Below are 26,964 nucleotides of genomic sequence, written 5' to 3'. Positions count from 1 at the left end.
TTCTTGAACAGGGGGCGGGTTGTCATGTAGGGGAGATAAAAGGCATAAGATGCCAAAGCAAGAGGGCCGTGATGAGCAGCAAGACAGGCAAATCCATGACCGGGCTACGCGCCACGGGCCTTACCGTTGTGCTGGCGCTTGCCGTGGGCTGTACCCCGATCAACCGCTATCATGGGTTCGCGCCGTCCGCAGACGAGCTATCAGCTGTGCAGGTTGGCCAGACGACAAGGGACAGCGTTGTCGCGACATTCGGTCCGCCGACCACAAATGGTGTCGTTCGAAACGATGCTTTTTACTATGTTTCCAGTCAGTTCCGCCATTTCGGTGCCTTCGCCCCGGATGAGGTGGACCGGCAGGTTGTTGCGATCAGTTTTTCGCCTGACGGCGTTGTTCGCAATGTGGAGCGGTTCACGCTGGAGGATGGCCGCGTTGTCGTGCTTGACCGCCGCGTGACCGAGGATGGTATCAACGATGTGACCTTCCTGGGTCAGTTGCTGGGCAGCTTTGGCCGGATCGATGCCGGTGCGCTTTTGGGTGAGAGTCCAGAAGAGTTCTAAGCAACGTTCGGTGGTCGGGTAGGGCCCGCGCAACACTCGGTTTTCCGCGAATTGCCGAATCATTCGTAAACATTGGTGTTTTGTCCAATTCGGGCGGTCGGCATCGCGTCGGCCAAGCGTCGGACTTGCGTCGGACCCCAAACGGGTATTTTGCCCGGTTAATGGTGCGCGCGGTTTAATTGTAAACGTGGCGTTCATAATTGGCCGCGCCTGCAGAGCTTAGGTGGAGCTGACCATAGGCTTGCTGTTCTGGATGTGCCGCGCCACCAGATGGCGCGCCCGTTTTCCACGCGACAGCAGGTGGGGTGATGCAGCGGTCGCCAGATTGTCGACCGTTCCTGCGAAGATATCGGGAAAGATTGCCGCGATTTCGGCGCGACCTTCTGCCGTCAGCCCCTTGAGGGCCTGAGGCCCCAGAAGCAGCGATTCTGTCGGTGTGCCGTTGGCCAGCATGATGCAATGATCGTCCAGCAGAATGTGGAAATAGACCACATCCGCCGCACCATCGGTTTGCGTGACCCCATCAAGATCAATCAGGTCCTTTGCAGGTATCAGGCAATTGTCGGTCGCGAACATCCGGGCGACGATGGGTGACGACACGTTGATGCGGTGCTGTGGTGATATGGTCAGTGTTTTGTCGGGCACGCCGCTGCCGAGAGCCCCCAACGCGATACTGATGGGGCGGAGTTTGGTTTCTTTTGCCAGCCTGTCGCTTGTAATGATTTGCCGCCCGATCCAGCGGATGGGTCGGGCACCGCGATCAAGCGTCTCGACCACATCGCCGATCTTCAATTCCTCAATTCGCCTGTCCTGACCTTCCGCCATGCGAATAAACGTGCCCGCGCAGAAACAGATGGGCACACTGCCATCGTCCAGCATGTCCACATCATTGTCGTAGGCCTGCCCAGGGCCGAGATTATAGTTGGCTTCCTGAACGAAGGATTCCCAGCCCGGCAGGTCGGACACGGTATCGGGATTGACGACTTCCAGCGTTGTTCCCGGCACATAAAGGTCGGCGAGCGCATCGGTTCCGCTGTCAAACCCGCGCGAGATTGAAGCGCCCACATATGTGTTGTCGATGCTGATATGGGAGATGCGGAAATAGATGTCAGTCCCAGGTATGCCCGCAACGAAACTGTAATCGGTTTCGACACGCGCCCCGGCCGGATAGGTGATGCCATCAATGGTGACTGCCTGAGAGAGTGATGCGGCCGGATCGTCTGTCAGAAAATCCTCTTCAATCTCGACGCCGACATCGCCATTGGTGCCAAAGGTGATGGGTGATCCCAGCCCGGCTGAACCGGCGTTCGTTTCGCCGCCAAAAGCCACATCGAGGGCTTCATTGGGGTCAGTGATGTTTGACGCTGAAACAATCCCAAATCTAAATGGCACTGTGATCTATCCTCTTATCTTGGCGTTTTGCCGTTGGTTCAGGCAATTCCGCCGCTTTTGACTTTATCACGTGCGCCTGAGCGTCGTGGTATCGTGACTTTGCCATATCTCATGAAATGTGCCCAGAAAAATGCGCGTGCTGTCCCGGGTTGACTGCTACACCACCTGTTGTCGGGCATCAGTGTGGGCGACGCCGGATCGCCGACGTTGCCCGCTGCAGGATTGGATTGGTACGCTCGTGATCTTAGGCAGCCGCGTCAATGGCGTGGGGCGTGCGGAAACCGACCGCGAGCCGGTTCCAGATGTTGATGACCCCGATCGCGACGCTGAGTTTCGCGATTTCGTTATCCGAGAAATGCGCCTGCATCGCGGCATAATCGGCATCGGGCGCGCCTGAAGTACTGATCCGCGTCAGCGCCTCTGTCCAGCCGAGCAGAGCGCGTTCGCGGTCGTCGAATATACTGGCTTCGCGCCACACGCTGACAAGGGCGATCCATTGTTCGCTCAGCCCGTCCTTGCGTGCTTCCTTGGTGTGCATGTCCACGCAATAGGCGCAGCCGTTGATCTGGGAGGCGCGCAGTTTGAGCAGGTGGATCAACCGGGGTTCAAGGCCGGATTGCGTGGCCAGATATTGTTCCAGCGCCAGGACGGCCTGAAACGCATCGGGGGCAGCTTTGATGTAATCGAGGCGAGCAGTCATGATTGAGTCCTTTCGGGTTAGGGTTTGGTTTTGGCGCGGCGCATGTATTGATCAAAAAACGCACAGCCGCGGGTGGCGATTGATCCGTCATCCGCCTCGGTCAGGTCGCGCATCAGGTCTGCGATGCTGACGGCTGCCAATTCGCGCCTATAGGCCCGTTCGGCCCGCAGCATGGCCGCATTGATCTGACAGGGGGCGGTGAAGCTTTCAGGCGGAAGCGGGTCGAAACCCTGCTGCCGAATTTCCTTGCACCGGAAGGCGGGTTCGGGCCCTTCGACCGCAAGCACGATGTCGAGGAGTGTGATTTGGGACGGGGGGCGGCCCAGTTCGTAGCCGCCATTGGGACCGGGCGTGGTTTTCACGAGGCCAGCCCCTGACAGCGCCTGCAGATGTTTGAGAAGATAGCTGGTTGAGACCCCGTGAAACCCGGCCAATGCCTGCGCTGACAAGAGCCCGTCGGGCGGCAGCCCTGCGAGGAGGGTGACCGAATGGATCGCCTGTTCTACGCCGTCACCAAGTTTCATTTCTGTCTCCGGATCGAATCATGGATAAAGTTTATCTATGATTATGTTGCTGTCAAATGGTGAAATTGATTTACTATTGATGCATTTCTGATCCCGTCCTATGGTCGACCTGTTTCCCCGTTTGGGGAGGCACGTTCTCAGGGCGGGGTGGAACTCCCCACCGGCGGTATGGGTCTTGGGCCCGAGCCCGCGAGCGCCTTTGGTTTTCCGAAGGGTCAGCAGATCAGGTGCGATGCCTGAGCCGACGGTCATAGTCCGGATGAAAGAGAGCGGGGTAATCGGGTGCGTTTGCGCCCGGTCTGTCCTGTTTTGCCTTGGGTCACGCAAAGGTAAGAAAGGACAGATGCGATGATCCAGATGAATTTGATGATGCGGGGGGCCGTTGCAGGCCCGCTTTGTTTTGTACTTGCCGGGGCGCTGTTTGCCGGGGCTAACACGGCGGTGCAGGGGGCGGGAATGGTGTACGGTGTGCCGTCCCCCACCATTGCGTTCTGGCAATATGCGATTGCCTGTGTCGTGGTCTTGCCGCTGGTCTGGCGGTCGGCCTGGCGCACCTGCCGTCCGGTTTTGCATGGCGTCCGCGTGGTGCTGGCGGCGATTGGGGTGCAGTTATGGGTCGCGGGACTGGCCCATGTGCCGATCTGGCAGGCGGTGGCGCTGATCCTGACCTCGCCTTTGTTTGTCACGTTGGGGGCAGGGGTTTTGCTGGGGGAGCGGCTGACAGGGTCGCGCGTGCTGGCGGTGTTGATGGGGGCGTTTGGCGGCGTGCTGATCCTGGCGCCGTGGCAGGAGGCGTTTACCTGGGCCGCGCTGCTGCCGGTGGGGGCGGCGGCGTTCTGGGCCGCGTCATCGCTGGTGACAAAGCATCTGGCGACCACCGAGGATGCAGGCACGCTGACGCTGTTGCTGCTGGTGTTGCTGGTGCCGGTGAACGGGCTGGCGGCGATCGGGTCAGGCTTTGCACTGGTTGATGGGCTGTGGCTGGTGGCGCTGGCGGGCCTGCTGGTGGCGGGGGCGCAGTATCTGCTGGCGCTGGCGTATCGGCTGGCGGATGCGGCGTATCTGCAGCCTTTCGATCACCTGAAGCTACCCCTGAATGTGGGGCTGGGGCTGGTGTTTTTCGGCTTTGCCCCGCCGGGTCTGATGTGGGTCGGGGCGGCGGTGATTATCGCGGCGAGCGCCTGGGTGATGCGGGAGGAGGTCTAACAACTCTGCCGCACTACCTTGAAATAATAGTGCTGCTGACATAATTCCATAATGGGCATAGAGGAAATTTTATGAAGCATTTGCAGAGTGTTATGTCAGCATTAGGGATGATTTGCCTCGCAGCCGGGGCATCAGCAGACCAGATTTCCGAAGGTATAATCAATGCCTATTTCACCAACTATTCGGTTTTGGACGACCATCCCAGATGCAATGGCTTTGGTGAGACGGCATACGAGGTACTTTTTGAGGCAAATGACGTTCGTTTCGGCGTTGTTCATCAACCGACAGGAGAGAGCGTTCAATCGAAAACCCTGCGCGTTCAAATACGAGATGGAGAGCCAATCTTAGAAGAGAGGCCGCGTTGCTACCGAACCGAACGACGCGGCACCGAAGTAATGCAGTTGGAAATTAGTTGTTCGGGCGAGCGGACCAGCGAAGACCCCTTTTCCCGACTCGCATTGCAGAATACGTCGCTCTCGTTTTCTGCCCGTGTCGAAGTCTGCTTTTCGTTCGCGCGGTTTGAATTGCTTGATGGGGCGTGGGATGCTCAATTTCAAACTGGTCTACAAAACTCCCAGCATCAAGGTACGTTCTTGACGCGACCGGAAGCGATCTGCGATCAACCCGTGCCTGCGCAGCTTCCATTTGCGACACTGGACTATGCCCTGTCAGGCGCATGGGCCCATCCCGGCGATTATGAACAGTGGTGGCGTGTCCGCGATTACAGCGAGGCTTCTGCCCCGTCCGTTTTTCGATTGGTTCTGAGAGGCCTTCCACTACCATCGGATGAAGACATCTCTAGCCCATTTGCCGTTGATGCTGCGGCATTCTTTTTCCTAACGGACGAAGATGGCTCAAATTGTCCCGGCGGTGTGTGTGAGCTTCCAAAGCGCGTGCCACGGGCCGTTGGCAATGAAACAACGGTTTGCCCCTAGGCCAAGCCTAAGTGTCATCCTCCGGCTCAAACTCCAGCGCCACCCCGTTGATGCAGTAGCGAAGCCCGGTCGGTTGCGGTCCGTCTGGGAACACATGCCCCAGATGGGCGTCGCAGCGGTTGCAGTGCACCTCTGTTCGTTTCATGAAAAAGCTGCGATCCGTGGTTTCGCCGACCATGTCGGGGTCGAGCGGTTGGTAGAATGACGGCCAGCCCGTGCCGCTGTCGAATTTATGCGCCTGGTCAAAGACCGGGGCGCCGCAGCACACGCACATATAGGTGCCGGGCTCTTTGGGGAAATCCTCGTGCGTGCCGGCCCGTTCGGTGCCGTGTTTACGGGTGACTTTGTAGGCCAGATCAGAGAGTTGCGCGCGCCATTCGGCGTCGGATTTGACAACTTTGTCCATGAGCGTTTGACGTCCTTTCCTCGTGTTGCCGACTAACGTAGGGTGCGGGGGTGGCTTCGCCAAGGTGATCAGTGATGACAATTCCGTTTCAGACAGGCCGGTATCGGGTCCGCTTTGCTGCGGGCCAGGAGGATATGCAAGCCTGTCAGCGGTTGCGGCATCTGTGTTTCTTTGACGGTGCCGGTGTTGACGCGGATGGGTTCGATGATCGGGCGCGGCACGTGATGGTCGAGGACCCGGTGGGTCGGTTGGTCGCGACCTTGCGCTTGCTGGAGGGGGCAGATGGCTATGCGGCACAGTTCTATGATTTGACCGGGCTCGCCGCATTGGGCGTGCCGATGCTTGAGGTGGGCCGGTTCTGCGTGGCCCCTGATGTGCTGGATGCGGATATCCTGCGGGTCGTCTGGGGCGCGCTGACCGCTTATGTGGATGCCGCCGGGTTCGCGGTGCTGTTTGGTTGCGCCAGTTTTGCGGGGACGGACCCGGTGGTTTACGGTCGTGCGCTGGCACGGCTCGGGCGGTTTGCCGGGCCGGATGGTCTGCGCCCTGTTGCGCGATGTGATGCCGTGCCTTTGGCGGATTGCGCGCCTGCGGGCAACGGGCCGTTGCCGCCGCTTTTGCGCACGTACCTGGCGATGGGCGGCTGGGTGGGTGATGAATTGATCATCGATCCGGTGATGCGGACCATGCATGTCTTTACCTGTCTGGAGGTGGCGAAGGTTCCTGCCGCCCGTGCCCGCGCGCTGCGTGCTCTTGCGCAGGAGCCCGTGCTGTCATAGCAGGCGGGCATGGCACGTGCTCCTTTACTTCAACTGTCCGATATCGCGCTCACTTTCGGGGGTGATCCTGTGTTTGAGGACCTGTCTTTGGTGGTTCAACCGGGGGATCGCGTGGCGTTGGTGGGGCGCAACGGGTCGGGCAAATCGACCTTGATGAAGGTGATGGCCGGGCTGGTGGAAGCCGATGGCGGCGCGCGCGTTTTGTCGCCAGGCGTGACGGCTGGCTATATGGAGCAGGACCCGACCATGGCGGGGTTTGCGACGCTGGGCGACTATGCGGCGAGCGGGCTGGAACCTGACGAGGCCTACAAGGTCGATATGGTGGCCGAAGGGCTGAAATTTGATCCTGCGGGCCCGGTTGAGACCGCTTCGGGCGGCGAGCGTCGCCGCGCGGCACTGGCCAAGCTGATGGCCGAGGCCCCGGAACTGATGCTGCTGGATGAGCCGACCAACCATCTGGATATCGAGGCGATTGCCTGGCTGGAGAATGAGTTGAAACAGACCCGCGCGGCGTTTGTGCTGATCTCGCACGACCGGGCGTTCTTGCGGGCCTTGACGCGCGCGACGCTATGGATTGATCGTGGGCAGGTCCGCCGGGCCGAACAGGGGTTCGACCGGTTCGAGGAATGGCGCGACAAGATCTGGGAGGAAGAGGACCAGCAGCGCCACAAGCTGAACCGCAAGATCAAAGCTGAGGCGAGGTGGGCGGTCGAGGGGATTTCTGCCCGGCGCAAGCGCAATCAGGGCCGGGTGCGCGCCTTGCAGGAGTTGCGTGCGGAGCGGGCGAGCCAGATCAAGCGGCAGGGTACGGCGGCCATGTCGTTTGAGGGCGGGCAAGTGTCCGGGCGCAAGGTGATGGAGGCGTTTGGGCTGACGAAAGCCTTCGAAGGCAAGCAGATCGTGCGCGACTTTGATCTGACAGTGCAGCGCGGTGATCGGATTGCCTTTGTCGGGCCGAACGGTGTTGGAAAAACAACGCTGATCAAGATGTTGCTGGGGCAGGTTGAACCGGATGAAGGGCGGGTCAAGCTGGGCACCAATCTGGATATCGCGGTGTTCGATCAGAACCGCGCGGCGCTAAACCCGGAAATGTCGTTGTGGGAGAATCTTGCCACCGATCCTGAACTGGGTGTGTCCGGCAAGTCCGATCAGATCATGGTGCGCGGGCAGCCGAAACATGTGGTGGGTTATCTGAAGGAATTTCTGTTTGACGAGGCGCAGGCGCGCGCGCCGGTCCGGTCACTGTCAGGGGGCGAAAAGGCCCGGTTGCTGCTGGCGCGTCTGATGGCGCGGGAAAGCAACCTGCTAGTGCTCGATGAGCCGACCAACGATCTGGATATCGAAACGCTGGATTTGCTACAGGATATCCTTGGTGAGTATGACGGGACGGTCCTGCTGGTCAGCCACGACCGGGATTTCCTGGACCGGGTGGCGACGACCACGATTGCGATGGAAGGCAACGGGCAGGCGGTGGTCTATGCAGGCGGCTGGTCGGATTATCGTGCACAGCGGGGTGGAGACTTTGCGGAGGCAGCTGTGGCGACCAAGCCGCTGGCGAAGAAGGAAAAACCGGCGGAAAAGAAGCAGGTGGCGCCGGGGTTGTCGTTTACCGAAAGGCACCGTTTGGAGGAGCTGCCCGGTGTGATCGACCGGTTGGGGGCGGAGATTGCGAAGCTGGAAGCGTTGCTGGCGGACCCGGAGTTGTTCACCCGCGAACCGGTGAAGTTTCAGAAGGCCACAGATGCGCTGGTACAGCGGCAAGAGGCGCTGGCGGCGGCAGAGGATGAATGGCTGATGCTGGAGGAGAAGGCCGGATGAGAGCCGTATGAAAAGCTACTGGGGTGCGGCACCTGCATCATGGCGCAAGGAGCGTTTTTTCAGCCAGTATAGAGCAAGTAATAGAGCTACGGTCTCTCACGGTGTAGATCCATGCGAGCAATGCGAAAGCCGGAAATTCGGGTTCCTTTTTGCTCTTTTTGCTGGAACCAAGTAGATGCGCATTGAGTAGCAATTGATATGCTATTGGGAACCACTCAATGAAATTTGTGATCGAGACACGAAAAAACGCGGCACAGATTGTGGCTGCCCGCTGGAACCTGACGCTGCAGCACCGTGTTGCAGATACGAAGCGGGCCATTGTGTATAAGGCGACGGGATCAGAGGGACCGGTCGCGCTCAAATTGTATAAGCAACTTGGGGCTTCAGGCGAGGGCGCAGCAAACACGTTTCTGCGCAGCCTTGAACCAAACGTTGGTGTCCGGATCCACCGGGTCAGCACCTTCCGAACGGCCGTCTTGATGGAGTGGCTGGAAGGTCCCTCACTTGATGAAATCGTGGCCGATGGTGCGGACAAACAGGCAACGGCGTATCTGGCTGAAGTTGCAGGGGCTGTGAGGCGAACCAACTTCAAGTGGCCCATCATCTACACGCGTGTTGTGTACAAGCTGGAGCGAGATCTGAAATCACTCTTCAAGCGATATCCTGACCCTGAGAAAGACGGAGACCTGCAGCGCGTATTGGCACTTCAAAGAAGGTTGATTAGCTCAACAAAAACTGAGTGCGTCATCCATGGCGACCTTTTGTACCAGAATGTCATCCTCAGCCCAAATGGCCCACGTCTGATAGATCCCAAAGGATTGCGCGGAGACCCTACATTTGAGTTCTCCAGATCATTGGCGCCTTCTGTCGAGAACGTGGCGGTTCAAGATTTCATTGCTTGTATCGAGCATCGCGCGTCAGTCATGGCCGCATCAATCGACGCCAGTCCAGAACGTGTCATTCAGTGGGGTGCCGTGATGTTTTCGTTGGCACTTTTTCGTCGCGAGCGCAACGCAGAGCGAATACAGCACATGAGGCCCTACATCAGGGCCATTTTGGATTTGTCAGACAAGTAGCAATAATGACGGGGCAACGGTTGCCGTGAATAACCGAGCACGAGAACGAACCATAGCGGCCGTCACGCACCCGCTTTGGCCGTGGCTGGAGAGGCGTGGTTTGTCTGCAAACCGGGCCGTGGTGGCGTGTATCCGACGGAAATGCCTGAAGGTCGCTATTACGGCATCCGCAGTGCTCCATCCAGCCGGATTGTCGTGCCGTTCAGGTAGTCGCATTGGATGATGAACAGGGCGAGGGCGGCGAATTCGGATGGGTCGCCGAGCCTGGCGGGGTAGATGACGTCGGCGGCGAGGGTGTCCATGACCTCTTGCCCCAGACCTTCGAGCATGGGGGTCCGGAAGATGCCGGGGGCGATGGCCGTGACCCGGATCTTGTTGCGCGCAAGGTCGCGCGCCATGGGCAGCGACAACCCGGCGATGCCAGCCTTTGAGGCGGCGTAGGCGCTTTGCCCTTTTTGCCCGTCGAATGCAGCGACAGAGGCGGTGTTGATGATAACGCCGCCGTCGGTCATGCGCGCGGCCGCGAGGCGGGCCACGTTGAACGTGCCGTTCAGGTTGATGTTGATGGTCCGGTTGAAGCTGGCCTGGGTGTGTGGGCCGTCGCGGCCAAGTGTCTTTTCGGCGGTGGCGATGCCGGCGCAGTTGATGGCTGCGTTCAGCCCGCCCATCGCGCCGACGGCGTTGTCGAGACCCTTTTGCACGCTGTCTTCATCGGTCACGTCGACCTGCGCGAAATAGGCGCCGATTTCATTGGCATAGCTTGCCCCACCGGGGTTCTGGTCGAAGATTGTGACAAGTGCGCCCGCCTCCATCAGCCCTTTGGCGGTGGCGGCCCCGAGGCCGGAGGCGCCACCGGTGACGATGGCGCGGGTTTGTGTGATGTCCATGCTGGCCCCTCCTGTTTGGGGCAAGGTGCCTGAGCATGAGGGGAAAGTGAAGTTGCGATCAGTCGAGCCCCGCCACAAAACCACCCGCACCGACAACGGCGATGCCGTTTCCGTTGGCGTTCTGTTTGGTGATGTCAAACCCGACAATGCCGCCGATATTGTCGGCCTGTGGCCCGTAGAAAACGCCGCCGATTTCCGATGCGGACGTACAGGTGAAACCGGCCCCGCAATTGGCCACTGTCAGATCGCCGGCAAAGCCGTTTCCGATGATTGCGGTGGGTGCCAGTTCAAGTTCAAACACCTCTCGGGATACTGACGTCTCGTCTTCGAGATCGATGGTGTAGGATCCGGTGATGTTGCCGCTACCGAAATCGGCTTCGAAGAAAGCGCTGGTGCTGCCGCGAAAGCCGTCGTCTAGAACGTTGCCATCAAGATCGGATACGGTGCCTGCATAGAATGACGTGCCGGTGTAGAACACGCGACCGGTGGTACCGGCAATCTCGGCCGGGTCGGTTTCAAATCCGACGATGGTATAGCCGACGGTTTCCTCATTCACCGGATTGACGGAAGCGCCGCTGTTAAATTCCAAGACCTGGGCGAAGTTGCCGTCAAGTGTTCGGCTGCGGATTGATGATCCGTCCGCCCGAAATGCCTCTCGCTCCACGAAGGTGATCGTTTCATCGGCAAAGCTGACAGTGAAATTTTCGCTGTCGATCTGTTCAAGCACGTCGTCGGTGGTCAGAAACCGGGCGGCACCCGTATTGGGGTCGCGCACATAGCGTACCATGCGGAGCTTGCTGGTTTGCCCGTCAAGTTCGTTGAGTTGGCTGGCATCATCTGCGTAGCCTAGCCCGTTGCCGCCGGTGTCCGGATCGTTGCTGCCGAAGAAGAAACCTGGTGGTTGAGTTACGTCTCCGCCACTACAGGCGGCGAGTGTCAGGAGTGCGCCGGTGAGCGTCAGTGATCTGGTCATGCGTTTACCCTTTCGATGATCTTGCGGCGGAAGGCCGGGTTGTCATCAGGGTTACGCGCGAGTGGGCGGCTTTATTCTGTAGCCTCTTTTGGGATTGCTTTGATCAGAACCAGAGGGTTACGCCCAGATCCAGCCCGGTGGCTTCGTATTCTTCCAGTCCGACACCATCGAAAAAGACCCCGGCCGAGGCCTGCCATACGTCCGCATTATAGAATTCAACCCCGAGGTCGAGGCGGGCCCGCACGCCTTCGGGAACCTCCTCACCGGCGGATGGCCCGAACCCGTAGATGGTGCTTGCTGCAAGAATGACATCGCCCTGTGTCGCCCCGAGCGAGATCGGAATGAAGGCACGGCTACCGAAATTTGCCTGGCCATAGCGGATCGTTTCTTCTTCGACCGGTGTGGCGCCGATGGTATAGGCCTCCATCCGGTCTTCGAACCAGCTGAAACCGCCATTGGGCACCAGAAGAACGCCATTTGGCAGCTCCTCTGTGCTGAGTACCTGGAATGCAGCAAGCCAGCGTTCGCTTTTTACATCGTCGACACGGGCACCGAAATTGCTGATGTCGTTGCTGGTTTCGCCTGCCGACAAGCGCAGATCAAACGTGACGCTGCCGAGTTGGCTGATCCCGTAAAAGCCAGCCATATAGCCCGTTGCATCGAAGCTGCCGCCATCGGTGGCATCCTGGGTCGAAACATCGCCCTGAAACATGACACCGAAAATACCATCCGGTGCGCTGATCACATCGCCACCGACGGTAACGATGTCCAGGTCCATATCGTCACCTCGTAGTGTCGACCGGCGCGCGCTGAGAGAAACCCAGATGGGCCCGGAATAACCTTCGAGATCGGCCACCCCGGCGCCTTGTGTTGTCTGAATGTCATCGCCGAAATCTTCCGGGCGCGTTAGCCGATCTGACTGGCTGAACAGGATGTTTGAAATCCGCGAACCCAGAAATGTCCCGGTTGATTTTTCCTGAGAGATTTGTTGCTGGGACTTCGGCTCTACTTCCTGAGCCATGGCCGGTGCGCCGACCCCGATGGAAACGAACAAGACAAGTGTCGAATGTAGCAGAATGCTGGAAAGCTTCATAAAGGGGACCCCACCCGAAAATATACTTTCCACTGCTATCTATGATTGTGCTGGCGGTGCAATGTCCATGCTCTATTTGAGCGGATTTTTGCCAGTATTGTCTGAGGACCCCGCGCGGCGGCGCGGGGTGTGCTGTTGCGACGGGGTTTCGTGGATCAGAACCAGAGCATAACGCCGAAATCTGCGCCGAATGCCTCATATTCGTCCTGGCCCAGCCCGTCGGCGAAGATCTTGCCGGATACGGACCAGGCATCGGCCCGGAAGAGTTCCAGCCCAAGGTCGACGCGTCCGCGCAGGTCATCGGGAATCTGGTCGTCGCCATCGGCCCCGAACCCTTTGATCCCGCTGGCGGCCAGAAGCAGATTGCCATCTGTAGCGCCCAGCGTGACCGGGATCAGCAGGGTGCCCCCGATATCAGCCTGACCATAGCTGACCTTTTCCTCTGCCACATTCGTGAAGCCGAGTGTGTAGGCGTCCATCTCGTCCTCGAACCAGCCAACGCTGATATGGGGCACTAGAAAGTTGCCATTGTCGAACTGGTTTTGTCCGGACATCTGAACGGTGGCGAGCCAACGTGTGCTTTCGACATCATCTGCCCGGTTACCGCCGCCGCTGACATCGGTTTTGGACTGCCCCGCCAGCAATCGCGCGTCGAAATTCAGCGGTCCGCTTTGTACGATGCCATAGACGCCGAGCATGTAACCCGTGGCGTCATAGCTGTTGCCGGTTGGACCGTCCTGAAATGAGAAATCGTTCTGCAGCATGACGCCGAGGATCGTCGTTTCCCCCACGAAGATGTCACTGCCGATGGTGGCGATCCCCAGATCGAGGTCAGCATCGTCGCGTGTTGACCAGCGCCCGCTCAGCGTGGCCCACAGCGGTCCGGAATAACCGCCAAGGTCCGCATCTGTGTTCTGTGTTGCTTCGATGCCGAAATTCTGCGCTGCGCGGCGGGCCAGCACATCGGGCTGTTCGCTGATAATGGCGACCGCCCGGCTGCCGGTGTAGCAACTCGATGCCTCAATATCCGGTTCGTTTTCCTCTCCGCGGATGAGGTCGGTACATTGCGCGACCGCAGAGGTGGCGCCGCCAAACCAAAGGGCGGCCATAAGTGCAGTTGATGAAAATGTCTTAAACAAGCGGGTCATGATTTTACCCCTCCATTTACTAGAATGCGGCGATTGTCCGCGAAATGGGGGGTAAAATCAATTCTTTAGGCGGTTTTGTTTCCGCTATGTGACTTATGGGGCCGTCGTTAGCCGTCGAAGTTCACTTCTTCCATGATCCGCAAGGCGGTTGGCCGGTTGGCCGCCAGTTCACTGAGGCTGGTGTCATCGGGTGTGAAACCACCCCAGCCTGCGACCAGATCAGAGACTGGCGCGCCTTCGAGGACCGGGTATTCATAGTTGAGCTCTGCATAGATCGACTGGGCCTCTGGCGAGACCAGGAATTCCATCAGTTGCAGTGCTTCATCCCGGTTAGGGGCCGCGTTGGTCATGGCCACGCCGGAGACGTTCACATGGGTACCCCCATCGGCAAATGTCGGGAAGACAATGCGCACGGAATTGGCCCATTCGGTCTGTTCGGAGTCTTCCAGCATCTTGCCCATGTAGTAGGTGTTGCCCAGGCTGATATCGCATTCGCCGGCCCAGATTGCCTTGACCTGCGCCCGGTCATTGCCTTCGGGTTTGCGCGCCAGGTTGCTTTGTACGCCAGCCGCCCAATCCTTGGCGGCGTCTTCCCCGGCATGGCTGATCACGGCGGACATCAGTGCGAGGTTGTAGTTATGCAGGCCCGAGCGGGTGCAAATCCGGCCTTCCCATTTGTTGGAGGCGAGGTCTTCGTAAGTTGTCACTTCGCCTTCGGCCACGCGGTCATTGGAGGCATAGACGATCCGCGCGCGTGTGGTCAGACCAAACCACAGGTTTTCGTCGCTGCGCAGGGCAGCGGGGATGGCGTTGGTCAGAACCTCGCTTTCGACAGGCTGAATAACACCCGCATCGACGATCTGTTTGAGGTTGGCGATATCGACCGTCATCACCAGATCGGCGGGGGACCGTGCGCCTTCGGCGCGCAGCCGTTCAACGAGGCCGTCATCAACAAAGGCAAGATTGACGGCGATTCCGGTTTCGGCGGTGAACGCATCCATCACCGGCTGGATCAGCTCTGGCTGGCGGGTTGTGTAGACATTGACATCGGCCAGCGCGGGGGTGGCGACGGCAGCGCATGTAGTGGCAAGAAGAAGAGTACGCAAAGACATTTTCCAAGCTCCGGTTAATGATGCTTGCTATAAATCCGACTCTTTTGGTCAGGTCAATACCTGAATAAATTAGTCGGGCATTATTCCGCGGCTTTTTCCTGTGCCTTCACCGCGTCCCAGAGCGCATCCATCTCGGCCAAATCACTTTGCGCCGGGCTGCGCCCCTTGTCGGCCAGCGCGTCTTCAACGGCGGCGAAACGCCTTGTGAATTTGGCATTTGCGCTGCGCAGGGCCGCCTCTGGGTCGATATCCAGATGCCGCGCCAGATTGGCCACGACAAAGAGAAGATCGCCGAATTCTTCCTCAATTTCCTGCTGTGACAGGGTGTTGCGGGCTTCGACCAGTTCACCTGCTTCTTCGACGATCTTGTCGATCACATGGGTTGTGTCGGGCCAGTCGAACCCGACCCGTGCTGCCCGCTTCTGCAGTTTGACCGCCCGGGTCAGGGCGGGCAGGCCGATCGCAACCCCGTCCAATGTGCGCGTCTGTTTTTTGCCGGCCCGTTCGGTGGCCTTGATCTTTTCCCAGTCGGCGGTTTGCTGTTCAGCGGATTTGTCCCGGCTTTCGTCACCAAAGACATGCGGGTGGCGGGCGACCATCTTGTCGCTGATCGCCTTGACCACGGTGTCAAAGGTGAAATGCCCGGCCTCTTCGCCCATCTGAGTGTGGTAGACCGTTTGCAGCAGCAGATCGCCAAGCTCGCCTTCGAGTTCGGTCCAGTCGCTGCGGGCGATGGCGTCGGCGACCTCGTAAGCCTCTTCGATCGTGTAGGGGGCGATGGTGTTGAAATCCTGCTCGATATCCCAGGGGCAGCCAGTGTCAGGGTTGCGCAGGCGGCGCATGATCTCCAGCAGGCGCGGCATGCCGCCATCGGTATCGTGGATCAGGCTGTCGTTCGTCATGGTCCCTCGCTTTCGTGAGGCGACGCTAACGAAATGGCCGGACCGCGCCAAGGGTCGGGGCAGGTTTGGGTGCTGTAATGGGTTCCGAAAATTGAAGGAGGCCTTTGGCGACAGGGGGGCGAAATCAGAAGTGTTGAGCATGTCGCCTTCGCGGTCGTGCTACTGATTTCGCGGTTGCTGTTGGATCGCAGACCGGCCATGGTTTGGCTACTGAACTGTTGCTTTCTGGACGGGACCTGCTGATGCCCATCATCAACCGAATCGCTGATTTTGCTGACGATATGACCGCCTGGCGCAGGCATTTGCATGCCCATCCCGAGTTGCGGTTTGAGTGTCATCAGACCGCGGCATTCGTGGTGGACCGTCTGCGTGAGTTTGGTGTGGACGAGATCCATGAGGGTATTGCCACATCCGGTGTTATTGCCATCATCGAAGGGACAGGCGGGGGTCCGACCATCGGGTTGCGCGCCGATATGGATGCCCTGCCGATGGATGAGGTGACGGGTCTGGATTATGCCTCGACCGTGCCAGGCCGGATGCATGCCTGTGGGCATGACGGCCACACGACCATGCTGCTGGGGGCCGCCCGTTATCTGACCGAGACCCGTAATTTTGCGGGCCGCGTCGCGCTGATTTTCCAGCCGGCTGAGGAGGGCGGCGGCGGGGCTGAGGTGATGGTGAATGAGGGGGTTCTGGACCGGTTCGAAATTGCCGAGGTCTATGCTCTGCACAATGCGCCCGGCACGCCGGTGGGTACGTTTTACACCACGCCGGGGCCGATCATGGCGGCGGTCGATACGTTTCATATCAATATCAGCGGCCGGGGCGGTCATGGCGCGATGCCGCATGAGACCGCCGATCCGATTGTGGCGGCTGTGGGCATGGTGAACGCGATCCAGACCATCGTCAGTCGCAATCATTATGCGCAGGATGATCTGGTCGTGTCGGTGACCCAGATACATACCGGGTCGGCCGACAATATCGTGCCGGAAACGGCCTATATCAATGGCACCGTTCGCACCTGCAAACGCGGGGTGCAGGGCATGGTCATGGCTCGGCTGGATCAGATCGTGGCCGGGCAGGCGGCGGCCTATGGTGTTCAGGCGGAGCTGGATTATGAGGTCGGCTATCCCGCGACGATTAATGACTCCGACCGCACGGCGTTTGCCGCCGACGTGGCCCGCGAGGTTGCCGCCGAGGTGATTGATGATGCGGGCCGGGAGATGGGGGCGGAGGATTTCGCCTATATGCTGGAGAAGCGTCCGGGGGCCTATCTGTTTGTTGGCAATGGGGACACGGCGGGCCTGCATCATCCGGCCTATGATTTTGATGATGCGGCGGCCCCGGCCGGTGCGTCGTTTTTTGCCCGGCTGGTGGAGCGGGCGTTGCCGCTGGGATAATCAAATTTCTAGAAATTTGATCCCTCCGGGGGGAGTATTTTGGGAAGAAAGAAGAGGGTCGCATGGCGCTTGAGGATGCAAAGGGGCAGGTTGATCTGGCGTTTACGCGGACTGACCGGCGGGGGCGGGCCTATGAGAATGCCTTTGGCGGGGCGGTGTCGTTTCTGCGCCGGGCATATAGCAAGGATCTGACCGGCGTGGATCTGGTGGTGACCGGTGTGCCGTTCGATCAGGCGGTGACCCATCGCCCAGGGACGCGGTTTGGCCCTCGTGCGATCCGCGAGGCGTCGTGCCTGCAACCTTATGATCCTCCCTATGGCTGGGACGGGTTTGATCCGCTATCGGAATTTGCCATCATCGATTATGGCGATGTGGCGTTTGATTATGCCCATGTCCCGGGTGTGCCCGCGCTGGTCGAGGCGCATGTGGCGGGGATACTGGCGGCGGGGCCGGGGACCGTGACCTTGGGTGGCGATCATTTCATCACCTTGCCTATCCTGCGCGCCTATGCCGCCAAGTACGGGCCGATGTCGGTGATCCAGTTCGATGCCCATTCGGACCTGTGGCCTGATGATGATATGGATCGGATCGATCATGGGACGTTCATGTACAAGGCCGTCAAGGCCGGGTTGGTGGATGTGTCCCGGTCCGTGCAGATCGGGATACGCACGGAATGCGCCGATTATCTGGGGATGCCTTATATTGATGCCCGGACCTGTCATGAATTGGGCAGCGCTTATGTCGTGGATCGTGTGAAGGCGATTGTGGGCGATCATCCGACTTATGTGACGTTTGATATCGATGCGCTTGACCCAGCCTTTGCCCCCGGTACCGGCACCCCGGTCTGGGGTGGGCTGGCAAGCTGGCAGGCAGCGGCGATCCTGCGCGATCTGGCTGGGGTGAATGTGGTGGGTGGTGATGTGGTTGAGGTGTCGCCGCCTTATGACACGACAGGGGCGACGGCGATTGCGGGGGCGCAGGTGGCGATGGAGCTTTGCTGCCTTGCGCTTTGGAACAAAAGGAAAAAGTGATGCCGAACCAGCCGATTAGCGGGAATGATCTGGCGCGGTTTTCGGGGCCGCAGACATTCATGCGCCTTCCGGAGGCCGCGTCGGCTGCGGGCCTTGATGTGGGATTTATCGGGATTCCGATGGATATCGGCACATCCTGGCGGTCGGGCACCCGGATGGGGCCGAAGCAGCTGCGCGAGCAATCTGCGATGATCCGTCCCTATAATATCCAGACCGGCGCGGCACCGTTTGATGCGCTCCAATGTGCCGATCTGGGTGATGTACCGATCAATACGTTTTCGTTGAGTGAGAGTATTCGTATTGCTACAGAGGCTTATGCGGCGTATTTAAAGCATGATTTCGTGCCGATGACATTGGGTGGCGATCATACCCTGACGCTGCCGGTGTTGCGGGCGGTCGCGGCGAAGCATGGCCCGCTGGCGCTCGTGCATGTGGATGCCCATGCGGATGTGAATGACGAGATGTTCGGCGAGCGCGAGACCCATGGTACGGTGTTTCGGCGGGCCTATGAGGAGGGTCTGATCACGCCGGACCGGGTGTTTCAGATCGGGTTGCGCGGCACCGGGTACACGGTGGATGATTTTACCGAGGCTGCCGGGTGGGGGTTCAACCAGTATCTGGCGCCGCAGTTGTGGCATAAGTCGCTGACCCCGCTGGCCGCTGAAATCAAGGCAAAGATTGGCGATCAGAAGACCTATGTCACCTATGATATCGACAGTCTTGATCCGGCCTATGCCCCTGGGACGGGGACGCCGGAGATTGGCGGACTGACCACGCCGCAGGCGATGGAACTGATCCGGGGGCTGCGCGGGCTGAATATCGTCGGTTGTGATCTGGTGGAGGTTTCGCCGCCTTATGATCCGTCGGGGAATACTGCGCTGACCGGGGCGAACCTGATGTTCGAGATGCTGTCGATCCTCCCGGGTGTGCCGTATCGGTAGCTGTGCAAAGCGCCACCTTGCCCCAATACCGCACCTGATGCAGACTGATACGCGGGGGAGGTATGTGTGATGACATCCAAGACCGCAGGTTCCAAACCACAAGGCAATCTGACGCCGCAGCAGCCGGGCAGGCCCGCCGTCAACAAGGTGACGGCAAATGATATCGCGGAGGCACTGAAGGCCGGATTTTCCGACTTTCTGGCACGCCCGGTCATGAGCGGCTTTTTCGGTCTGTTCTATGCGCTGTTCGGCATTCTGTTTGTTTGGGTCCTATTCTGGCTTGGCGAGGTCTGGATGGTCATTCCCGCCGCGATCGCCTTTCCGCTGGTGGCCCCGTTTGCGGCCGCCGGGCTTTATGAAATGTCTCGCCGGTTGCAGAAGGGGGAGAGCTTTGGCTGGTCGGACATCCTTTCCGTCATGGCCCGGCAACGCAAGCGCGAGATGGGCTGGATGGCCTTTGTCACGCTGTTCATCTTATGGGTGTGGTTTTACCAGTTTCGAACCGTGTTGGTGATCGTGCTGCAGAATGCGTCCTTTTCGGATTTGGACGGGTTTGTGAACACCGTGTTCTTCACATCCGAAGGCTGGACTTTCCTTGCCATTGGCACCTGTGTTGGTGCGTTTCTGTCCGCTGTGCTTTTTTCGTTGACGGTAGTGGCCATGCCTATGTTGCTGGACCGGGACATCGATTTCATTTCTGCGATGCTGACGTCGCTCCGTGTTGTTCAGGAAAATCCGGCGGTCATGCTGGGATGGGCGGCGATTATCACGGTCACCATGCTGTTGTCGTTGGTTCCGGCATTTCTGGGCCTGATTTTCACGCTGCCGATCCTTGGGCACACCACATGGCATCTTTATCAGCGGGCTGTGACCCCGGCGGAGGGATGATCCTTGTAGCGGGTCTTCAGCCCGACACTACCTGCCGGTCAGATAATCGGCCGAGACGTAGCCGCTGACCTCTGGCGCGTCGGCGAGGGAGACCTCGCACCAGAGTTGGCCGACTTCGGTCACGCAGGTTCGCCGGTTGAGTTCGGTGCCCTCTGGCAGGCCCATGATGATGTTGAAGCCAAGGCTGGGGCCGGATCGCAGTTTCAGCAATTCATCGCCAGTGCCGGTGACAACGACCCTGTCTGTGCCAAGCGTGGCGCAGCCAGCGGACAGAGTGAGGGCAAAGAGTGTGCTAAGGGTTTGGCGCTGCATGATATGACCTTTTTTGTTTTGCCTTCGATAGCGCGGCCATTGCCCAAAGCCCAGTCTGTTCTTGCGGCATGGTTTGGGCTGGCAGCCCGCGCGCAGAATGCGTACACAGCGCATAGACCTGTTTTACATGCACCGAGCTGAAGGAGCGATGCCGATCCATGCGTATTCTAGCCTTTCTGTTGGTATTGGTGCTTGTGGTTGTGGCCTATATCCGGCTTGCGCCGACCAACGCGGCACGCTGGCACAAATTGCCGGATATGGCGGAGCCGGGCGATACGTCTGAGGAAGGTGGGTTTTTGTCGGTCCGCCGCATCACGGCCCCCGCCGATGAAGTGTTGAAGGCGGTGGAGCAGCGTGCGCTGGCCACGCCGCGCACCCGGCTGATCAAGGGCAGTGTGGATGAGGGTATGATGACATTTCAGAGCCGTTCGCTGGTCATGGGTTTTCCCGATCATACGACGGTGACGGTGCAGGGGGACCTTTTGGTGATCTATGGTCGCCTGCGCTTTGGCCGGTCGGATCTGGGGGTCAACCGCGCCCGGATCGCGGGCTGGCTGGAAACGCTTGGCCCCTTGACCGAGCCGCTGTGATGCGCCAATCGGTGCCCTATGATAGCGCCTGAAAAAATCGAACAGATCATTGACCGTTTCCAGTTTCTGGAGGCGAAGATGGCTGATGGCGCGGCAGGGTCCGAGATTGCCGCGTTGGGCCGCGAATATGCTGAATTGCGCCCCGTGGTGGAGACCGTGACGGCCTACAAGGATCTGGTCAGCCAGATCGCTGATGCCGAGGCGATGCTGGCCGACCCGGAGATGAAGGAACTGGCCGAGGCGGAACTGCCGGAGTTGAAGGCGCAACTGGAAGCGTCCGAGCATGATGTGCAGCTGGCGCTGTTGCCTAAGGACGCGGCCGATGCCCGTCCGGCGCTGCTGGAAATCCGACCTGGTACGGGCGGTGATGAGGCATCGCTATTCGCGGCTGATCTGCTGCGGATGTATCAGCGCTATGCCGAAAAGCAGGGCTGGCGTTTCGAGATTCTGGAAGAAAGTCAGACAGAGTTGGGCGGTATCAAGGAAGTTGTCGCGCGGATTGCGGGCGATGGTGTCTTTGCCAGGATGAAATACGAGAGCGGTGTGCATCGCGTCCAACGTGTGCCGGAGACGGAAAGCGGGGGCCGTATTCACACATCCGCCGCGACCGTTGCGGTGCTGCCGGAGGCAGAGGATGTGGATATCGAAATCAACCCGGCTGACATCCGGATTGATACGATGCGGGCGTCCGGGTCGGGTGGCCAGCATGTCAACACGACCGATTCAGCGGTGCGTATCCTGCATGAGCCGACGGGGATCATCGTGGTGAGCTCCGAAAAATCGCAGCATCGTAACCGCGAGATTGCGATGCAGGTCTTGAAAACTCGGCTGTTTGATCTGGAACGTCAGCGGGTCGATAGCGAGCGCTCTGCCGATCGGAAATCGCAGGTGGGGTCTGGTGACCGGTCGGAGCGCATTCGCACCTACAACTTTCCGCAGGGCAGGATGACGGATCACCGGATCAACCTGACGCTTTATTCGCTGGGACAGGTGATGCAGGGCGATCTGGATGAGGTTATCAACGCATTGCAAGCCGATGCGCAGGCCACGCTGTTGGCCGAGATGGGCGCGTGACCCGCCCGCTGACAGGCAGCCAGATGCTGCTTGCAGCGACCAAAACCCTGAGTGATGCCGGTGTGCCGGATGCGGCGCGCGATGCCCGCAAGCTGTTTGCCTATGCGTCAGGGGTTGAGGCGTGGCGGCTGACCCTGACCTTGCCCGAACCTGTGACCGACGAGGTGCGAGACCGGTTTTATCTGCTGATTTCGCGCCGTGCGGCCCGCGAGCCTGTGTCCCACCTGATCGGCACGCGAGAGTTTTATGGTCGCAGTTTTGAGGTCACAGCAGATGTGCTTGATCCGCGTCCTGAAACCGAAACACTGATCGACGCGGCGTTGCGCAATAACTTTGCTCGGGTTCTCGATCTTGGCACTGGGTCGGGCTGCATTCTGGTAACGCTTCTGGCCGAGATGCCGCATGCGATTGGTGTCGGGGGTGATGTCTCTGCCGCCGCGCTGGCGGTCGCCGAGCGGAATGCCCGCCGTCATGGTGTCGATGATCGTGCCACATTTGTGCAAAGCGACTGGATGGCGTCCATTCCGCAGCCCTTTGACCTGATCGTATCGAACCCGCCTTACATTGCGGCGGATGAAATGGCCGACCTGTCGCCCGAAGTGCGCGGGTTTGAGCCGCGCATGGCGCTGACGGATGAGGGTGATGGGTTGTCGGCCTATCGGGCGATCATCGCGCAGGCAATCCCGGCCTTGATGCCGGGCGCATCGCTTTTGCTTGAAATCGGCCCGACACAGGGACATGCGGTGGGGCAACTGATGCGGGATGCCGATTTGCGGAACGTGACGGTCATTCCCGATCTGGACGGGCGGGACCGGGTGGTCGCGGGCCAAATGGTGGGATTTGACGCGGCAACCCGCCGATAAGTGGCAAAAACCTGCATTTCGACCAATTTATGCTTGTCTTGCGTGGCCTGCCATGCTTATTCAATGGCATCAGCAGGAACGAGGGCCGTTCGGACCTCTCCGCCGATTTGCCGCCAAAACATCGCAAGGCCATATTTTTGAGACACGCATAAGGCGTGATGCACGGTCAGCGAAACGACAGCCAAAGGCTTGAAAGCATATCAATGAGATCATCGAAGTCACGGTCGCGGAATAAGAACCGCAACAACCGGCCCTCGGGCGGGAATATCATCAACCGGGTGTTTGACAGCTCGGGTCCTGATGGCAAGGTGCGCGGCACCCCGCAGCAGATCATCGAGAAGTATAATCAGTTGCACCGCGATGCGTTTTTGTCGGGTGACCGGGTGGATGCCGAAAACTTTGCTCAGCATGCCGAGCACTACACAAGGATGCTGGCCGAGGCGCAGCGCGAGGTGGATGCCAAGCGCGAAGAGCAGGAAGAACAGAACCGTCAGCGTCAGGCCGAACGTGATCGCGAACGCAATGAACGCCTGAAAGTACAGGAAGCCGCGGCCAATGACCCGGCCACGATGGATCAGCCAGCGGTTGATATCCCCGAGCAGGATAGCGGTCTGGTGGAAACGCCGGAAGAAAAACCCAAGCCGCAGCGGGCCCGCAAACCCCGCCCGCCACGCAAGCCGCGTCCGAACCCCGATGAGGGGGACAACCCGGGGGGTGACAGCGCCCCAGAAGCCGCAGAGTGATAGATCAGCCCTCCGATTTCGGGGGGCTTTCTTTTTGCAGGGTGGTGGTTGTGGGTGCGAATGGTGCGGGAAAGACCTGGTTTGCGCGGCAGCTGTCGGATCGTATGGGCGCGCCGGCGATTTGTAAGGATGCTTTGGCCTTGAAGACTGGTTGGGTCCAGCGCCCCCGTGCCGAGGTGCGGGCTGATATTGTTGATCGCATTTCGGCGGAGCGTTGGGTGCTAGGGGGCGGGCCATCGGTGTTAATTCCAGAGGTTCTGGCGCGTGCCGATCTGGTGATCTGGCTGGATATGTCGGCCGGTTTGCGATTCTGGCGGATTATACGCCGTAGCCTGCGCTATGCCGGACGTGTGCGCCCGGAACATCCGCCGGGTAATCGTGATTGGCCCGGTTTACGGCAGTGGCGGTTTGCCTGGCGCGCGTTGACAGGCGGTGACCGGTTTCGCGGGGCGATTGAAGCGGGGTTGGATGGGGTGGTTATCCCGGTGGTGCGGCTCAGGACGCGGGTGGAGGTTGTCGACTGGCTCAACGCTCATCCCGGCGGCTGAGTATGAGGTCCCGGATCAGGTCCGGGACGGTGTCACGCGAGACTGCGGGCGAGGGCGCAAAATTCCTCAAGCCCGACCTGTTCCGCCCGTTCGGTGGGTTTGATCCCCACGGCGGTCAGGTGATCCTCGATCTCCGGGCTCACGGATTTGAGTGCCGAGCGCAGCATCTTGCGCCGCTGGTTGAAGGCGGCGGCCACAACTGTGTTCAGTATTCCGGGGTCAGCCGGATAACGAGGCGCGGGCAGGGCGGTCAGGTGGACCACGGCAGAGCTGACCTTGGGCGGGGGGGTGAACGCCTCTGGCGGGAGTTCCATGACGATCTGCGCGTCGGCGCGCCATTGCGCCAGCAGCGCGAGCCGCCCGAAGGCCTTGCTGCCGGGCTGGGCGACGATGCGATGTGCCACCTCGCGCTGGAACATCAGTGTCAGGCTGTCCCAGAAGGGGGGCCAAGCCGGTGGGGTCAGCCAGCGCACGAGGAGTTCGGTGCCGACGTTGTAGGGCAGGTTGGCCGCGATCTTGATCGGTTTGGTCAGATGGTCGAGCGGGTTGACGGTGAGCGCGTCGCCGTTGATGACCTGCAGCCGCCCCGGATAGGCGTCGGCGATTTCGGCAAGGGCCGGCATGCAGCGCGGATCCTTTTCGATAGCCAGCACCTTGCGCGCCCCCTCGGCCAGAAGCCCACGCGTCAGCCCGCCGGGACCGGGGCCGATTTCGAGGATGTCCGCTTGCGTCAGATCCCCCGCCAATCGCGCGATCTTGGCTGTCAGATTGAGGTCGAGCAGGAAATTCTGCCCCAGCGATTTCTTGGCGGCCAGATCGTGTTTCGCAATTACCTCGCGCAGGGGAGGCAGCGTGTCGATCCGGCTCATCCGCGTGCTTGTGCCATTTCGGCGGCCATGCGCAGCGCTGCGATCATTGAGGTCGGATCAGCAACCCCCTTGCCCGCGATGTCGAAAGCCGTGCCGTGATCGGGCGAGGTGCGGATAAACGGCAGCCCAAGCGTGACATTGACCCCGCCTGAAAAATCCAGAGTCTTGATCGGGATCAGCGCCTGATCGTGATACATGCAGACGGCCACATCATAGGTTTCGCGCGCGCTTGCGTGAAACATAGTGTCGGCGGAAAGCGGGCCAGTGATATCCATCCCCTTGGCCCGTAGCGTCGTCAGGAGTGGCGAGATCAGGTCAATCTCTTCGCTGCCCATCTTGCCGCTTTCGCCAGCATGGGGGTTGAGACCGGCCACCGCAATGCGCGGGTTGGCGATGCCGAAATCCTTTTGCAGCGCCTGATGTGTGATCTGAAGCGTGTCGGACAGCAGCGCTTCGGTCAGTTCGGTCGCAACGGCGGATAGCGGGATATGAATGGTTGCCGGAACCACCTTCAAAGCATCGCATGCCAGCATCATGACCACCCGGTCGGTTTCAGCGAGTGCCGCCAGATATTCGGTGTGGCCGGGGTAGGAAAACCCAACCCCGTCAATGAGCGCGGCCTTGTGAATGGGGGCGGTGCATAAAGCGCTGGCCTGATTGTTCACGACAAGTTCGACACCGGTCCGGATGGCGTCGATCACTCCTTGGGCATGTGCCGGATTGGCCACGCCGGGTGTGGCGGCAGAGCCGAAGTTTTGCACAAGAACGGGCAAGGCGTGACGTACGATTGCCTTGGCGTCCGCTGCCTTGCCCACGGGCTGAAACGGTGTACCGGATGGCAGGTGCGATGGATCGCCGATCCAGACAAGCGGCAGATTATCCTTGAGCGCCTGCCATGCGGCGACGGCGATTTCGGGCCCGATCCCGGCGGGTTCCCCGCAGCTGATTGCGACAGGTTTCATCGGAACGTGATCACGGCAGAGGAGCGTAGGTCTTCGAGCAGGGCATCTGCAAAACCGGCAAGCCGCTGGCCGCGGATCTGGTTGCGCACCGCATCCGGATCAGCTTCGCCCTGACCGGCGGCGGTGCGTCCACATAACATGAGGAAAACCAGTGTTTGCCCGTTATTGCGGGTCAGGTTGTAGGACGCTTCGCCGGGATCAAGCCGGGCAAGCTCAAGCGCCACATCCTGCGGGATTTCGGATGGGGCCACATCGCTGCGGTCCAGCACCTCTGCCGGTTGGTTCCGAGCGATTCCGTAGAGGTCATCGCAGGTATCCACGCTGGCGGCAATCTGGGCGGCGGTGCGTAAGCCGGCGTCTGACTGGCCGCCGGGGATGTAGTAGGCCGCATAGTCAATGCTGGCAGGTGAGGCGACGGTCTGTGCGACCTCGCGTACCCCACGCATCTGAAACAGTGCTACGCCATTGGTGATGTTGATCGGATCGGTGACTTCGCCAGGCCGCAGGTCCAGCAACAGGCCCCGCAATTGTGGCGGGTAGTTGGTGATTGGCAACCAGCCGAGCCGTCCACCCTGATCGCGCGATGGCAGGGCAGAAACTTCGCGTGCTGCAGCTTCGAACGCGCCGAAGGAGCGCAGTCGCGAAATCCGTTCAGCGGCGGCTTGCGCCTGTCGTGCCCGGTTTGGCGGGGCCGGAATTATGATTTCGGACAAGAGTACTTCGATCGCAGTGGTGCTGTTGCCGCGCCCTGCGATAGCCCGTTCCACATCAGCATCGGTGATGGTGACCTGCCTGCTGAAGCGGCTGCGGATGTAGTCGCGCCAGCTAATCCCGATCTCGACAAAGTCGCGCAAGGTTTGGAAATCTATGCCGTTTTGCTGCAGGACCCGTGTGAATTGATCGAGATCCTGATTGGCCCGCCCGGCGAATTCCTCAAGTGCTGTATTCAGCGCCTCTTCGGTCAGGACCAGCCCGACACGGTCAAGCTCCTGCTGTTTCAGCCGATCCTCGATCAACCCATCGCGTGCCTGTTGGTCGAGGTCACCGGGCGTGCGGAACAACTCCAGCAAACGCTTGCGTTGGTCGATCTCGTATTGGCTGATCGCCCGTTCATTGACCGTGATTGCCGGGGCGAATTGCCCTTGGGCGCCAGCAGTGCCTGCAAGGGCAAAACCCAGCATCAGGGCCAAAAGCGTGGCAAGTGACAAACGTGCGCGCATGCGGTTCCTCATCTT

Annotated in this window: 29 protein-coding genes and 1 riboswitch; of the genes, 15 read left to right on the top strand and 14 right to left on the bottom strand. The window is 59.8% G+C overall.

All coding sequences use genetic code 11. The annotated features are described in order from the left end of the window. The first annotated feature begins 71 nt into the window (after nt 1-71). Nucleotides 72-557, top strand: coding sequence for an outer membrane protein assembly factor BamE (locus ACFWW4_RS04555; protein ID WP_393929247.1), 486 nt, complete (start codon nt 72-74; stop codon nt 555-557). A gap of 219 nt (nt 558-776) precedes the next feature. Here ACFWW4_RS04555 and ACFWW4_RS04550 read toward each other — a convergent pair whose 3' ends face one another. From ACFWW4_RS04550 to ACFWW4_RS04540, 3 genes are all read right to left on the bottom strand, one after another. Continuing rightward, nucleotides 777-1,949, bottom strand: coding sequence for a Hint domain-containing protein (locus ACFWW4_RS04550; protein WP_411889784.1), 1,173 nt, complete (start codon nt 1,947-1,949; stop codon nt 777-779). A 244-nt stretch (nt 1,950-2,193) separates the two neighbouring features. Continuing rightward, nucleotides 2,194-2,649, bottom strand: a complete 456-nt coding sequence (locus ACFWW4_RS04545; protein WP_411889783.1) for a carboxymuconolactone decarboxylase family protein — start codon at nt 2,647-2,649, stop codon at nt 2,194-2,196. Nucleotides 2,650-2,666: 17 nt separating this feature from the next. Further along, on the bottom strand, nt 2,667-3,173 hold the full coding sequence (locus ACFWW4_RS04540) for an Rrf2 family transcriptional regulator (RefSeq protein WP_411889782.1): 507 nt from the start codon (nt 3,171-3,173) through the stop codon (nt 2,667-2,669). Nucleotides 3,174-3,302: 129 nt separating this feature from the next. Beyond that, nucleotides 3,303-3,448: riboswitch (FMN riboswitch) on the top strand. A 73-nt stretch (nt 3,449-3,521) separates the two neighbouring features. On the opposite strand from ACFWW4_RS04540, the gene ACFWW4_RS04535 reads away from it, so the two are divergent. Together ACFWW4_RS04535 and ACFWW4_RS04530 are read left to right on the top strand one after the other, a co-directional pair. Further along, nucleotides 3,522-4,379 carry a DMT family transporter gene (locus ACFWW4_RS04535; RefSeq protein ID WP_411889781.1) on the top strand — a complete coding sequence of 286 codons (858 nt, stop codon included), beginning with the start codon at nt 3,522-3,524 and terminating at the stop codon, nt 4,377-4,379. A gap of 71 nt (nt 4,380-4,450) precedes the next feature. Then, the gene (locus tag ACFWW4_RS04530; RefSeq protein WP_411889780.1) at nt 4,451-5,314 is read left to right on the top strand and encodes a hypothetical protein; all 864 of its coding nucleotides are present in this window, start codon (nt 4,451-4,453) and stop codon (nt 5,312-5,314) included. Between the two features lie 7 nt (nt 5,315-5,321). Here ACFWW4_RS04530 and msrB read toward each other — a convergent pair whose 3' ends face one another. Beyond that, a complete protein-coding gene (gene msrB / locus ACFWW4_RS04525) occupies nt 5,322-5,720 on the bottom strand; it encodes a peptide-methionine (R)-S-oxide reductase MsrB (RefSeq protein WP_411889779.1) in 399 nt (132 codons plus the stop codon). A 74-nt stretch (nt 5,721-5,794) separates the two neighbouring features. On the opposite strand from msrB, the gene ACFWW4_RS04520 reads away from it, so the two are divergent. From ACFWW4_RS04520 to ACFWW4_RS04510, 3 genes are all read left to right on the top strand, one after another. Further along, the gene (locus ACFWW4_RS04520) at nt 5,795-6,499 is read left to right on the top strand and encodes a GNAT family N-acetyltransferase (RefSeq protein ID WP_411889778.1); all 705 of its coding nucleotides are present in this window, start codon (nt 5,795-5,797) and stop codon (nt 6,497-6,499) included. A 9-nt stretch (nt 6,500-6,508) separates the two neighbouring features. Further along, on the top strand, nt 6,509-8,317 hold the full coding sequence (locus ACFWW4_RS04515) for an ABC-F family ATP-binding cassette domain-containing protein (protein ID WP_411889777.1): 1,809 nt from the start codon (nt 6,509-6,511) through the stop codon (nt 8,315-8,317). A gap of 218 nt (nt 8,318-8,535) precedes the next feature. Beyond that, a complete protein-coding gene (locus ACFWW4_RS04510; protein WP_411889776.1) occupies nt 8,536-9,393 on the top strand; it encodes an aminoglycoside phosphotransferase family protein in 858 nt (285 codons plus the stop codon). 158 nt (nt 9,394-9,551) lie between these two features. On the opposite strand, the gene ACFWW4_RS04505 is transcribed toward ACFWW4_RS04510, so the two are convergent. The 6 genes from ACFWW4_RS04505 to mazG form a co-directional block, all read right to left on the bottom strand. Next, the gene (locus tag ACFWW4_RS04505) at nt 9,552-10,280 is read right to left on the bottom strand and encodes an SDR family NAD(P)-dependent oxidoreductase (RefSeq protein ID WP_411889775.1); all 729 of its coding nucleotides are present in this window, start codon (nt 10,278-10,280) and stop codon (nt 9,552-9,554) included. 58 nt (nt 10,281-10,338) lie between these two features. Next, nucleotides 10,339-11,253 carry a transferrin-binding protein-like solute binding protein gene (locus tag ACFWW4_RS04500; RefSeq protein ID WP_411889774.1) on the bottom strand — a complete coding sequence of 305 codons (915 nt, stop codon included), beginning with the start codon at nt 11,251-11,253 and terminating at the stop codon, nt 10,339-10,341. Between the two features lie 103 nt (nt 11,254-11,356). Then, nucleotides 11,357-12,346: an autotransporter domain-containing protein gene (locus ACFWW4_RS04495; RefSeq protein ID WP_411889773.1), complete on the bottom strand. Its 990-nt coding sequence runs from the start codon at nt 12,344-12,346 to the stop codon at nt 11,357-11,359. Nucleotides 12,347-12,501: 155 nt separating this feature from the next. Next, nucleotides 12,502-13,494 carry an autotransporter outer membrane beta-barrel domain-containing protein gene (locus ACFWW4_RS04490; RefSeq protein ID WP_411889772.1) on the bottom strand — a complete coding sequence of 331 codons (993 nt, stop codon included), beginning with the start codon at nt 13,492-13,494 and terminating at the stop codon, nt 12,502-12,504. A 107-nt stretch (nt 13,495-13,601) separates the two neighbouring features. Next, the gene (locus ACFWW4_RS04485) at nt 13,602-14,606 is read right to left on the bottom strand and encodes a Fe(3+) ABC transporter substrate-binding protein (RefSeq protein ID WP_411889771.1); all 1,005 of its coding nucleotides are present in this window, start codon (nt 14,604-14,606) and stop codon (nt 13,602-13,604) included. A gap of 80 nt (nt 14,607-14,686) precedes the next feature. Further along, nucleotides 14,687-15,508 carry a nucleoside triphosphate pyrophosphohydrolase gene (mazG, locus tag ACFWW4_RS04480; RefSeq protein WP_411889770.1) on the bottom strand — a complete coding sequence of 274 codons (822 nt, stop codon included), beginning with the start codon at nt 15,506-15,508 and terminating at the stop codon, nt 14,687-14,689. Nucleotides 15,509-15,750: 242 nt separating this feature from the next. On the opposite strand from mazG, the gene ACFWW4_RS04475 reads away from it, so the two are divergent. The 4 genes from ACFWW4_RS04475 to ACFWW4_RS04460 all read left to right on the top strand — a co-directional run bounded on the left by ACFWW4_RS04475 (nt 15,751) and on the right by ACFWW4_RS04460 (nt 19,768). Then, complete coding sequence (locus ACFWW4_RS04475; RefSeq protein WP_411889769.1) at nt 15,751-16,908, top strand: M20 aminoacylase family protein; 1,158 nt, start codon at nt 15,751-15,753, stop codon at nt 16,906-16,908. 62 nt (nt 16,909-16,970) lie between these two features. Further along, a complete protein-coding gene (gene speB / locus ACFWW4_RS04470) occupies nt 16,971-17,939 on the top strand; it encodes an agmatinase (protein ID WP_411889768.1) in 969 nt (322 codons plus the stop codon). Further along, a complete protein-coding gene (gene speB, locus ACFWW4_RS04465) occupies nt 17,939-18,880 on the top strand; it encodes an agmatinase (RefSeq protein WP_411889767.1) in 942 nt (313 codons plus the stop codon). Before speB (ACFWW4_RS04470) ends, speB (ACFWW4_RS04465) begins: the two co-directional genes overlap by 1 nt. 69 nt (nt 18,881-18,949) lie before the next feature. Next, nucleotides 18,950-19,768, top strand: coding sequence for a DUF2189 domain-containing protein (locus ACFWW4_RS04460; RefSeq protein WP_411889766.1), 819 nt, complete (start codon nt 18,950-18,952; stop codon nt 19,766-19,768). A 27-nt stretch (nt 19,769-19,795) separates the two neighbouring features. On the opposite strand, the gene ACFWW4_RS04455 is transcribed toward ACFWW4_RS04460, so the two are convergent. Further along, nucleotides 19,796-20,080: an SH3 domain-containing protein gene (locus ACFWW4_RS04455; RefSeq protein WP_411889765.1), complete on the bottom strand. Its 285-nt coding sequence runs from the start codon at nt 20,078-20,080 to the stop codon at nt 19,796-19,798. Between the two features lie 158 nt (nt 20,081-20,238). On the opposite strand from ACFWW4_RS04455, the gene ACFWW4_RS04450 reads away from it, so the two are divergent. The 5 genes from ACFWW4_RS04450 (at nt 20,239) to ACFWW4_RS04430 (ending at nt 23,898) form a co-directional block, all read left to right on the top strand. Further along, entirely contained in the window at nt 20,239-20,670 is a 432-nt protein-coding gene (locus tag ACFWW4_RS04450; RefSeq protein ID WP_411889764.1) for a DUF1499 domain-containing protein, read from the top strand. 18 nt (nt 20,671-20,688) lie between these two features. Next, a complete protein-coding gene (gene prfA / locus ACFWW4_RS04445; protein WP_411889763.1) occupies nt 20,689-21,744 on the top strand; it encodes a peptide chain release factor 1 in 1,056 nt (351 codons plus the stop codon). Further along, nucleotides 21,741-22,607 carry a peptide chain release factor N(5)-glutamine methyltransferase gene (prmC, locus tag ACFWW4_RS04440; RefSeq protein WP_411889762.1) on the top strand — a complete coding sequence of 289 codons (867 nt, stop codon included), beginning with the start codon at nt 21,741-21,743 and terminating at the stop codon, nt 22,605-22,607. Before prfA ends, prmC begins: the two co-directional genes overlap by 4 nt. Before the next feature lie 203 nt (nt 22,608-22,810). After that, entirely contained in the window at nt 22,811-23,350 is a 540-nt protein-coding gene (locus tag ACFWW4_RS04435) for a DUF4167 domain-containing protein (protein ID WP_411889761.1), read from the top strand. Nucleotides 23,351-23,490: 140 nt separating this feature from the next. Continuing rightward, nucleotides 23,491-23,898, top strand: a complete 408-nt coding sequence (locus tag ACFWW4_RS04430) for a hypothetical protein (RefSeq protein WP_411889760.1) — start codon at nt 23,491-23,493, stop codon at nt 23,896-23,898. A gap of 32 nt (nt 23,899-23,930) precedes the next feature. On the opposite strand, the gene rsmA is transcribed toward ACFWW4_RS04430, so the two are convergent. Genes rsmA through ACFWW4_RS04415 form a run of 3 tightly spaced genes read right to left on the bottom strand, consistent with a single transcriptional unit; the run spans nt 23,931 to nt 26,961 of the window. Beyond that, complete coding sequence (gene rsmA, locus ACFWW4_RS04425; RefSeq protein ID WP_411889759.1) at nt 23,931-24,767, bottom strand: 16S rRNA (adenine(1518)-N(6)/adenine(1519)-N(6))-dimethyltransferase RsmA; 837 nt, start codon at nt 24,765-24,767, stop codon at nt 23,931-23,933. After that, nucleotides 24,764-25,729: a 4-hydroxythreonine-4-phosphate dehydrogenase PdxA gene (pdxA, locus tag ACFWW4_RS04420; protein ID WP_411889758.1), complete on the bottom strand. Its 966-nt coding sequence runs from the start codon at nt 25,727-25,729 to the stop codon at nt 24,764-24,766. Before pdxA ends, rsmA begins: the two co-directional genes overlap by 4 nt. Beyond that, complete coding sequence (locus ACFWW4_RS04415) at nt 25,726-26,961, bottom strand: peptidylprolyl isomerase (RefSeq protein WP_393929190.1); 1,236 nt, start codon at nt 26,959-26,961, stop codon at nt 25,726-25,728. The genes pdxA and ACFWW4_RS04415 overlap by 4 nt, the downstream gene beginning before the upstream one ends. Nucleotides 26,962-26,964 lie beyond the last annotated feature (3 nt).

The sequence above is a fragment of the Yoonia sp. SDW83-1 genome (assembly GCF_046762885.1).
Taxonomy (GTDB): Bacteria; Pseudomonadota; Alphaproteobacteria; order Rhodobacterales; family Rhodobacteraceae; genus Yoonia.
This window is presented reverse-complemented; position numbering and strand designations above follow the sequence as displayed.

Excerpts from the sequence above, each read along its gene's own strand:
- ACFWW4_RS04555 (WP_393929247.1), top strand. The coding sequence starts at position 72 with ATGAGCAGCAAGACAGGCAAATCCATGACCGGGCTACGCGCCACGGGC.
- ACFWW4_RS04545 (WP_411889783.1), bottom strand. The coding sequence starts at position 2,649 with ATGACTGCTCGCCTCGATTACATCAAAGCTGCCCCCGATGCGTTTCAG.
- ACFWW4_RS04540 (WP_411889782.1), bottom strand. The coding sequence starts at position 3,173 with ATGAAACTTGGTGACGGCGTAGAACAGGCGATCCATTCGGTCACCCTC.
- ACFWW4_RS04535 (WP_411889781.1), top strand. The coding sequence starts at position 3,522 with ATGATCCAGATGAATTTGATGATGCGGGGGGCCGTTGCAGGCCCGCTT.
- ACFWW4_RS04530 (WP_411889780.1), top strand. The coding sequence starts at position 4,451 with ATGAAGCATTTGCAGAGTGTTATGTCAGCATTAGGGATGATTTGCCTC.
- msrB (WP_411889779.1), bottom strand. The coding sequence starts at position 5,720 with ATGGACAAAGTTGTCAAATCCGACGCCGAATGGCGCGCGCAACTCTCT.
- ACFWW4_RS04520 (WP_411889778.1), top strand. The coding sequence starts at position 5,795 with ATGACAATTCCGTTTCAGACAGGCCGGTATCGGGTCCGCTTTGCTGCG.
- ACFWW4_RS04515 (WP_411889777.1), top strand. The coding sequence starts at position 6,509 with ATGGCACGTGCTCCTTTACTTCAACTGTCCGATATCGCGCTCACTTTC.
- ACFWW4_RS04510 (WP_411889776.1), top strand. The coding sequence starts at position 8,536 with ATGAAATTTGTGATCGAGACACGAAAAAACGCGGCACAGATTGTGGCT.
- ACFWW4_RS04505 (WP_411889775.1), bottom strand. The coding sequence starts at position 10,280 with ATGGACATCACACAAACCCGCGCCATCGTCACCGGTGGCGCCTCCGGC.
- ACFWW4_RS04500 (WP_411889774.1), bottom strand. The coding sequence starts at position 11,253 with ATGACCAGATCACTGACGCTCACCGGCGCACTCCTGACACTCGCCGCC.
- ACFWW4_RS04495 (WP_411889773.1), bottom strand. The coding sequence starts at position 12,346 with ATGAAGCTTTCCAGCATTCTGCTACATTCGACACTTGTCTTGTTCGTT.
- ACFWW4_RS04490 (WP_411889772.1), bottom strand. The coding sequence starts at position 13,494 with ATGACCCGCTTGTTTAAGACATTTTCATCAACTGCACTTATGGCCGCC.
- ACFWW4_RS04485 (WP_411889771.1), bottom strand. The coding sequence starts at position 14,606 with ATGTCTTTGCGTACTCTTCTTCTTGCCACTACATGCGCTGCCGTCGCC.
- mazG (WP_411889770.1), bottom strand. The coding sequence starts at position 15,508 with ATGACGAACGACAGCCTGATCCACGATACCGATGGCGGCATGCCGCGC.
- ACFWW4_RS04475 (WP_411889769.1), top strand. The coding sequence starts at position 15,751 with ATGCCCATCATCAACCGAATCGCTGATTTTGCTGACGATATGACCGCC.
- speB (WP_411889768.1), top strand. The coding sequence starts at position 16,971 with ATGGCGCTTGAGGATGCAAAGGGGCAGGTTGATCTGGCGTTTACGCGG.
- speB (WP_411889767.1), top strand. The coding sequence starts at position 17,939 with ATGCCGAACCAGCCGATTAGCGGGAATGATCTGGCGCGGTTTTCGGGG.
- ACFWW4_RS04460 (WP_411889766.1), top strand. The coding sequence starts at position 18,950 with ATGACATCCAAGACCGCAGGTTCCAAACCACAAGGCAATCTGACGCCG.
- ACFWW4_RS04455 (WP_411889765.1), bottom strand. The coding sequence starts at position 20,080 with ATGCAGCGCCAAACCCTTAGCACACTCTTTGCCCTCACTCTGTCCGCT.
- ACFWW4_RS04450 (WP_411889764.1), top strand. The coding sequence starts at position 20,239 with ATGCGTATTCTAGCCTTTCTGTTGGTATTGGTGCTTGTGGTTGTGGCC.
- prfA (WP_411889763.1), top strand. The coding sequence starts at position 20,689 with ATGATAGCGCCTGAAAAAATCGAACAGATCATTGACCGTTTCCAGTTT.
- ACFWW4_RS04435 (WP_411889761.1), top strand. The coding sequence starts at position 22,811 with ATGAGATCATCGAAGTCACGGTCGCGGAATAAGAACCGCAACAACCGG.
- rsmA (WP_411889759.1), bottom strand. The coding sequence starts at position 24,767 with ATGAGCCGGATCGACACGCTGCCTCCCCTGCGCGAGGTAATTGCGAAA.
- pdxA (WP_411889758.1), bottom strand. The coding sequence starts at position 25,729 with ATGAAACCTGTCGCAATCAGCTGCGGGGAACCCGCCGGGATCGGGCCC.
- ACFWW4_RS04415 (WP_393929190.1), bottom strand. The coding sequence starts at position 26,961 with ATGAGGAACCGCATGCGCGCACGTTTGTCACTTGCCACGCTTTTGGCC.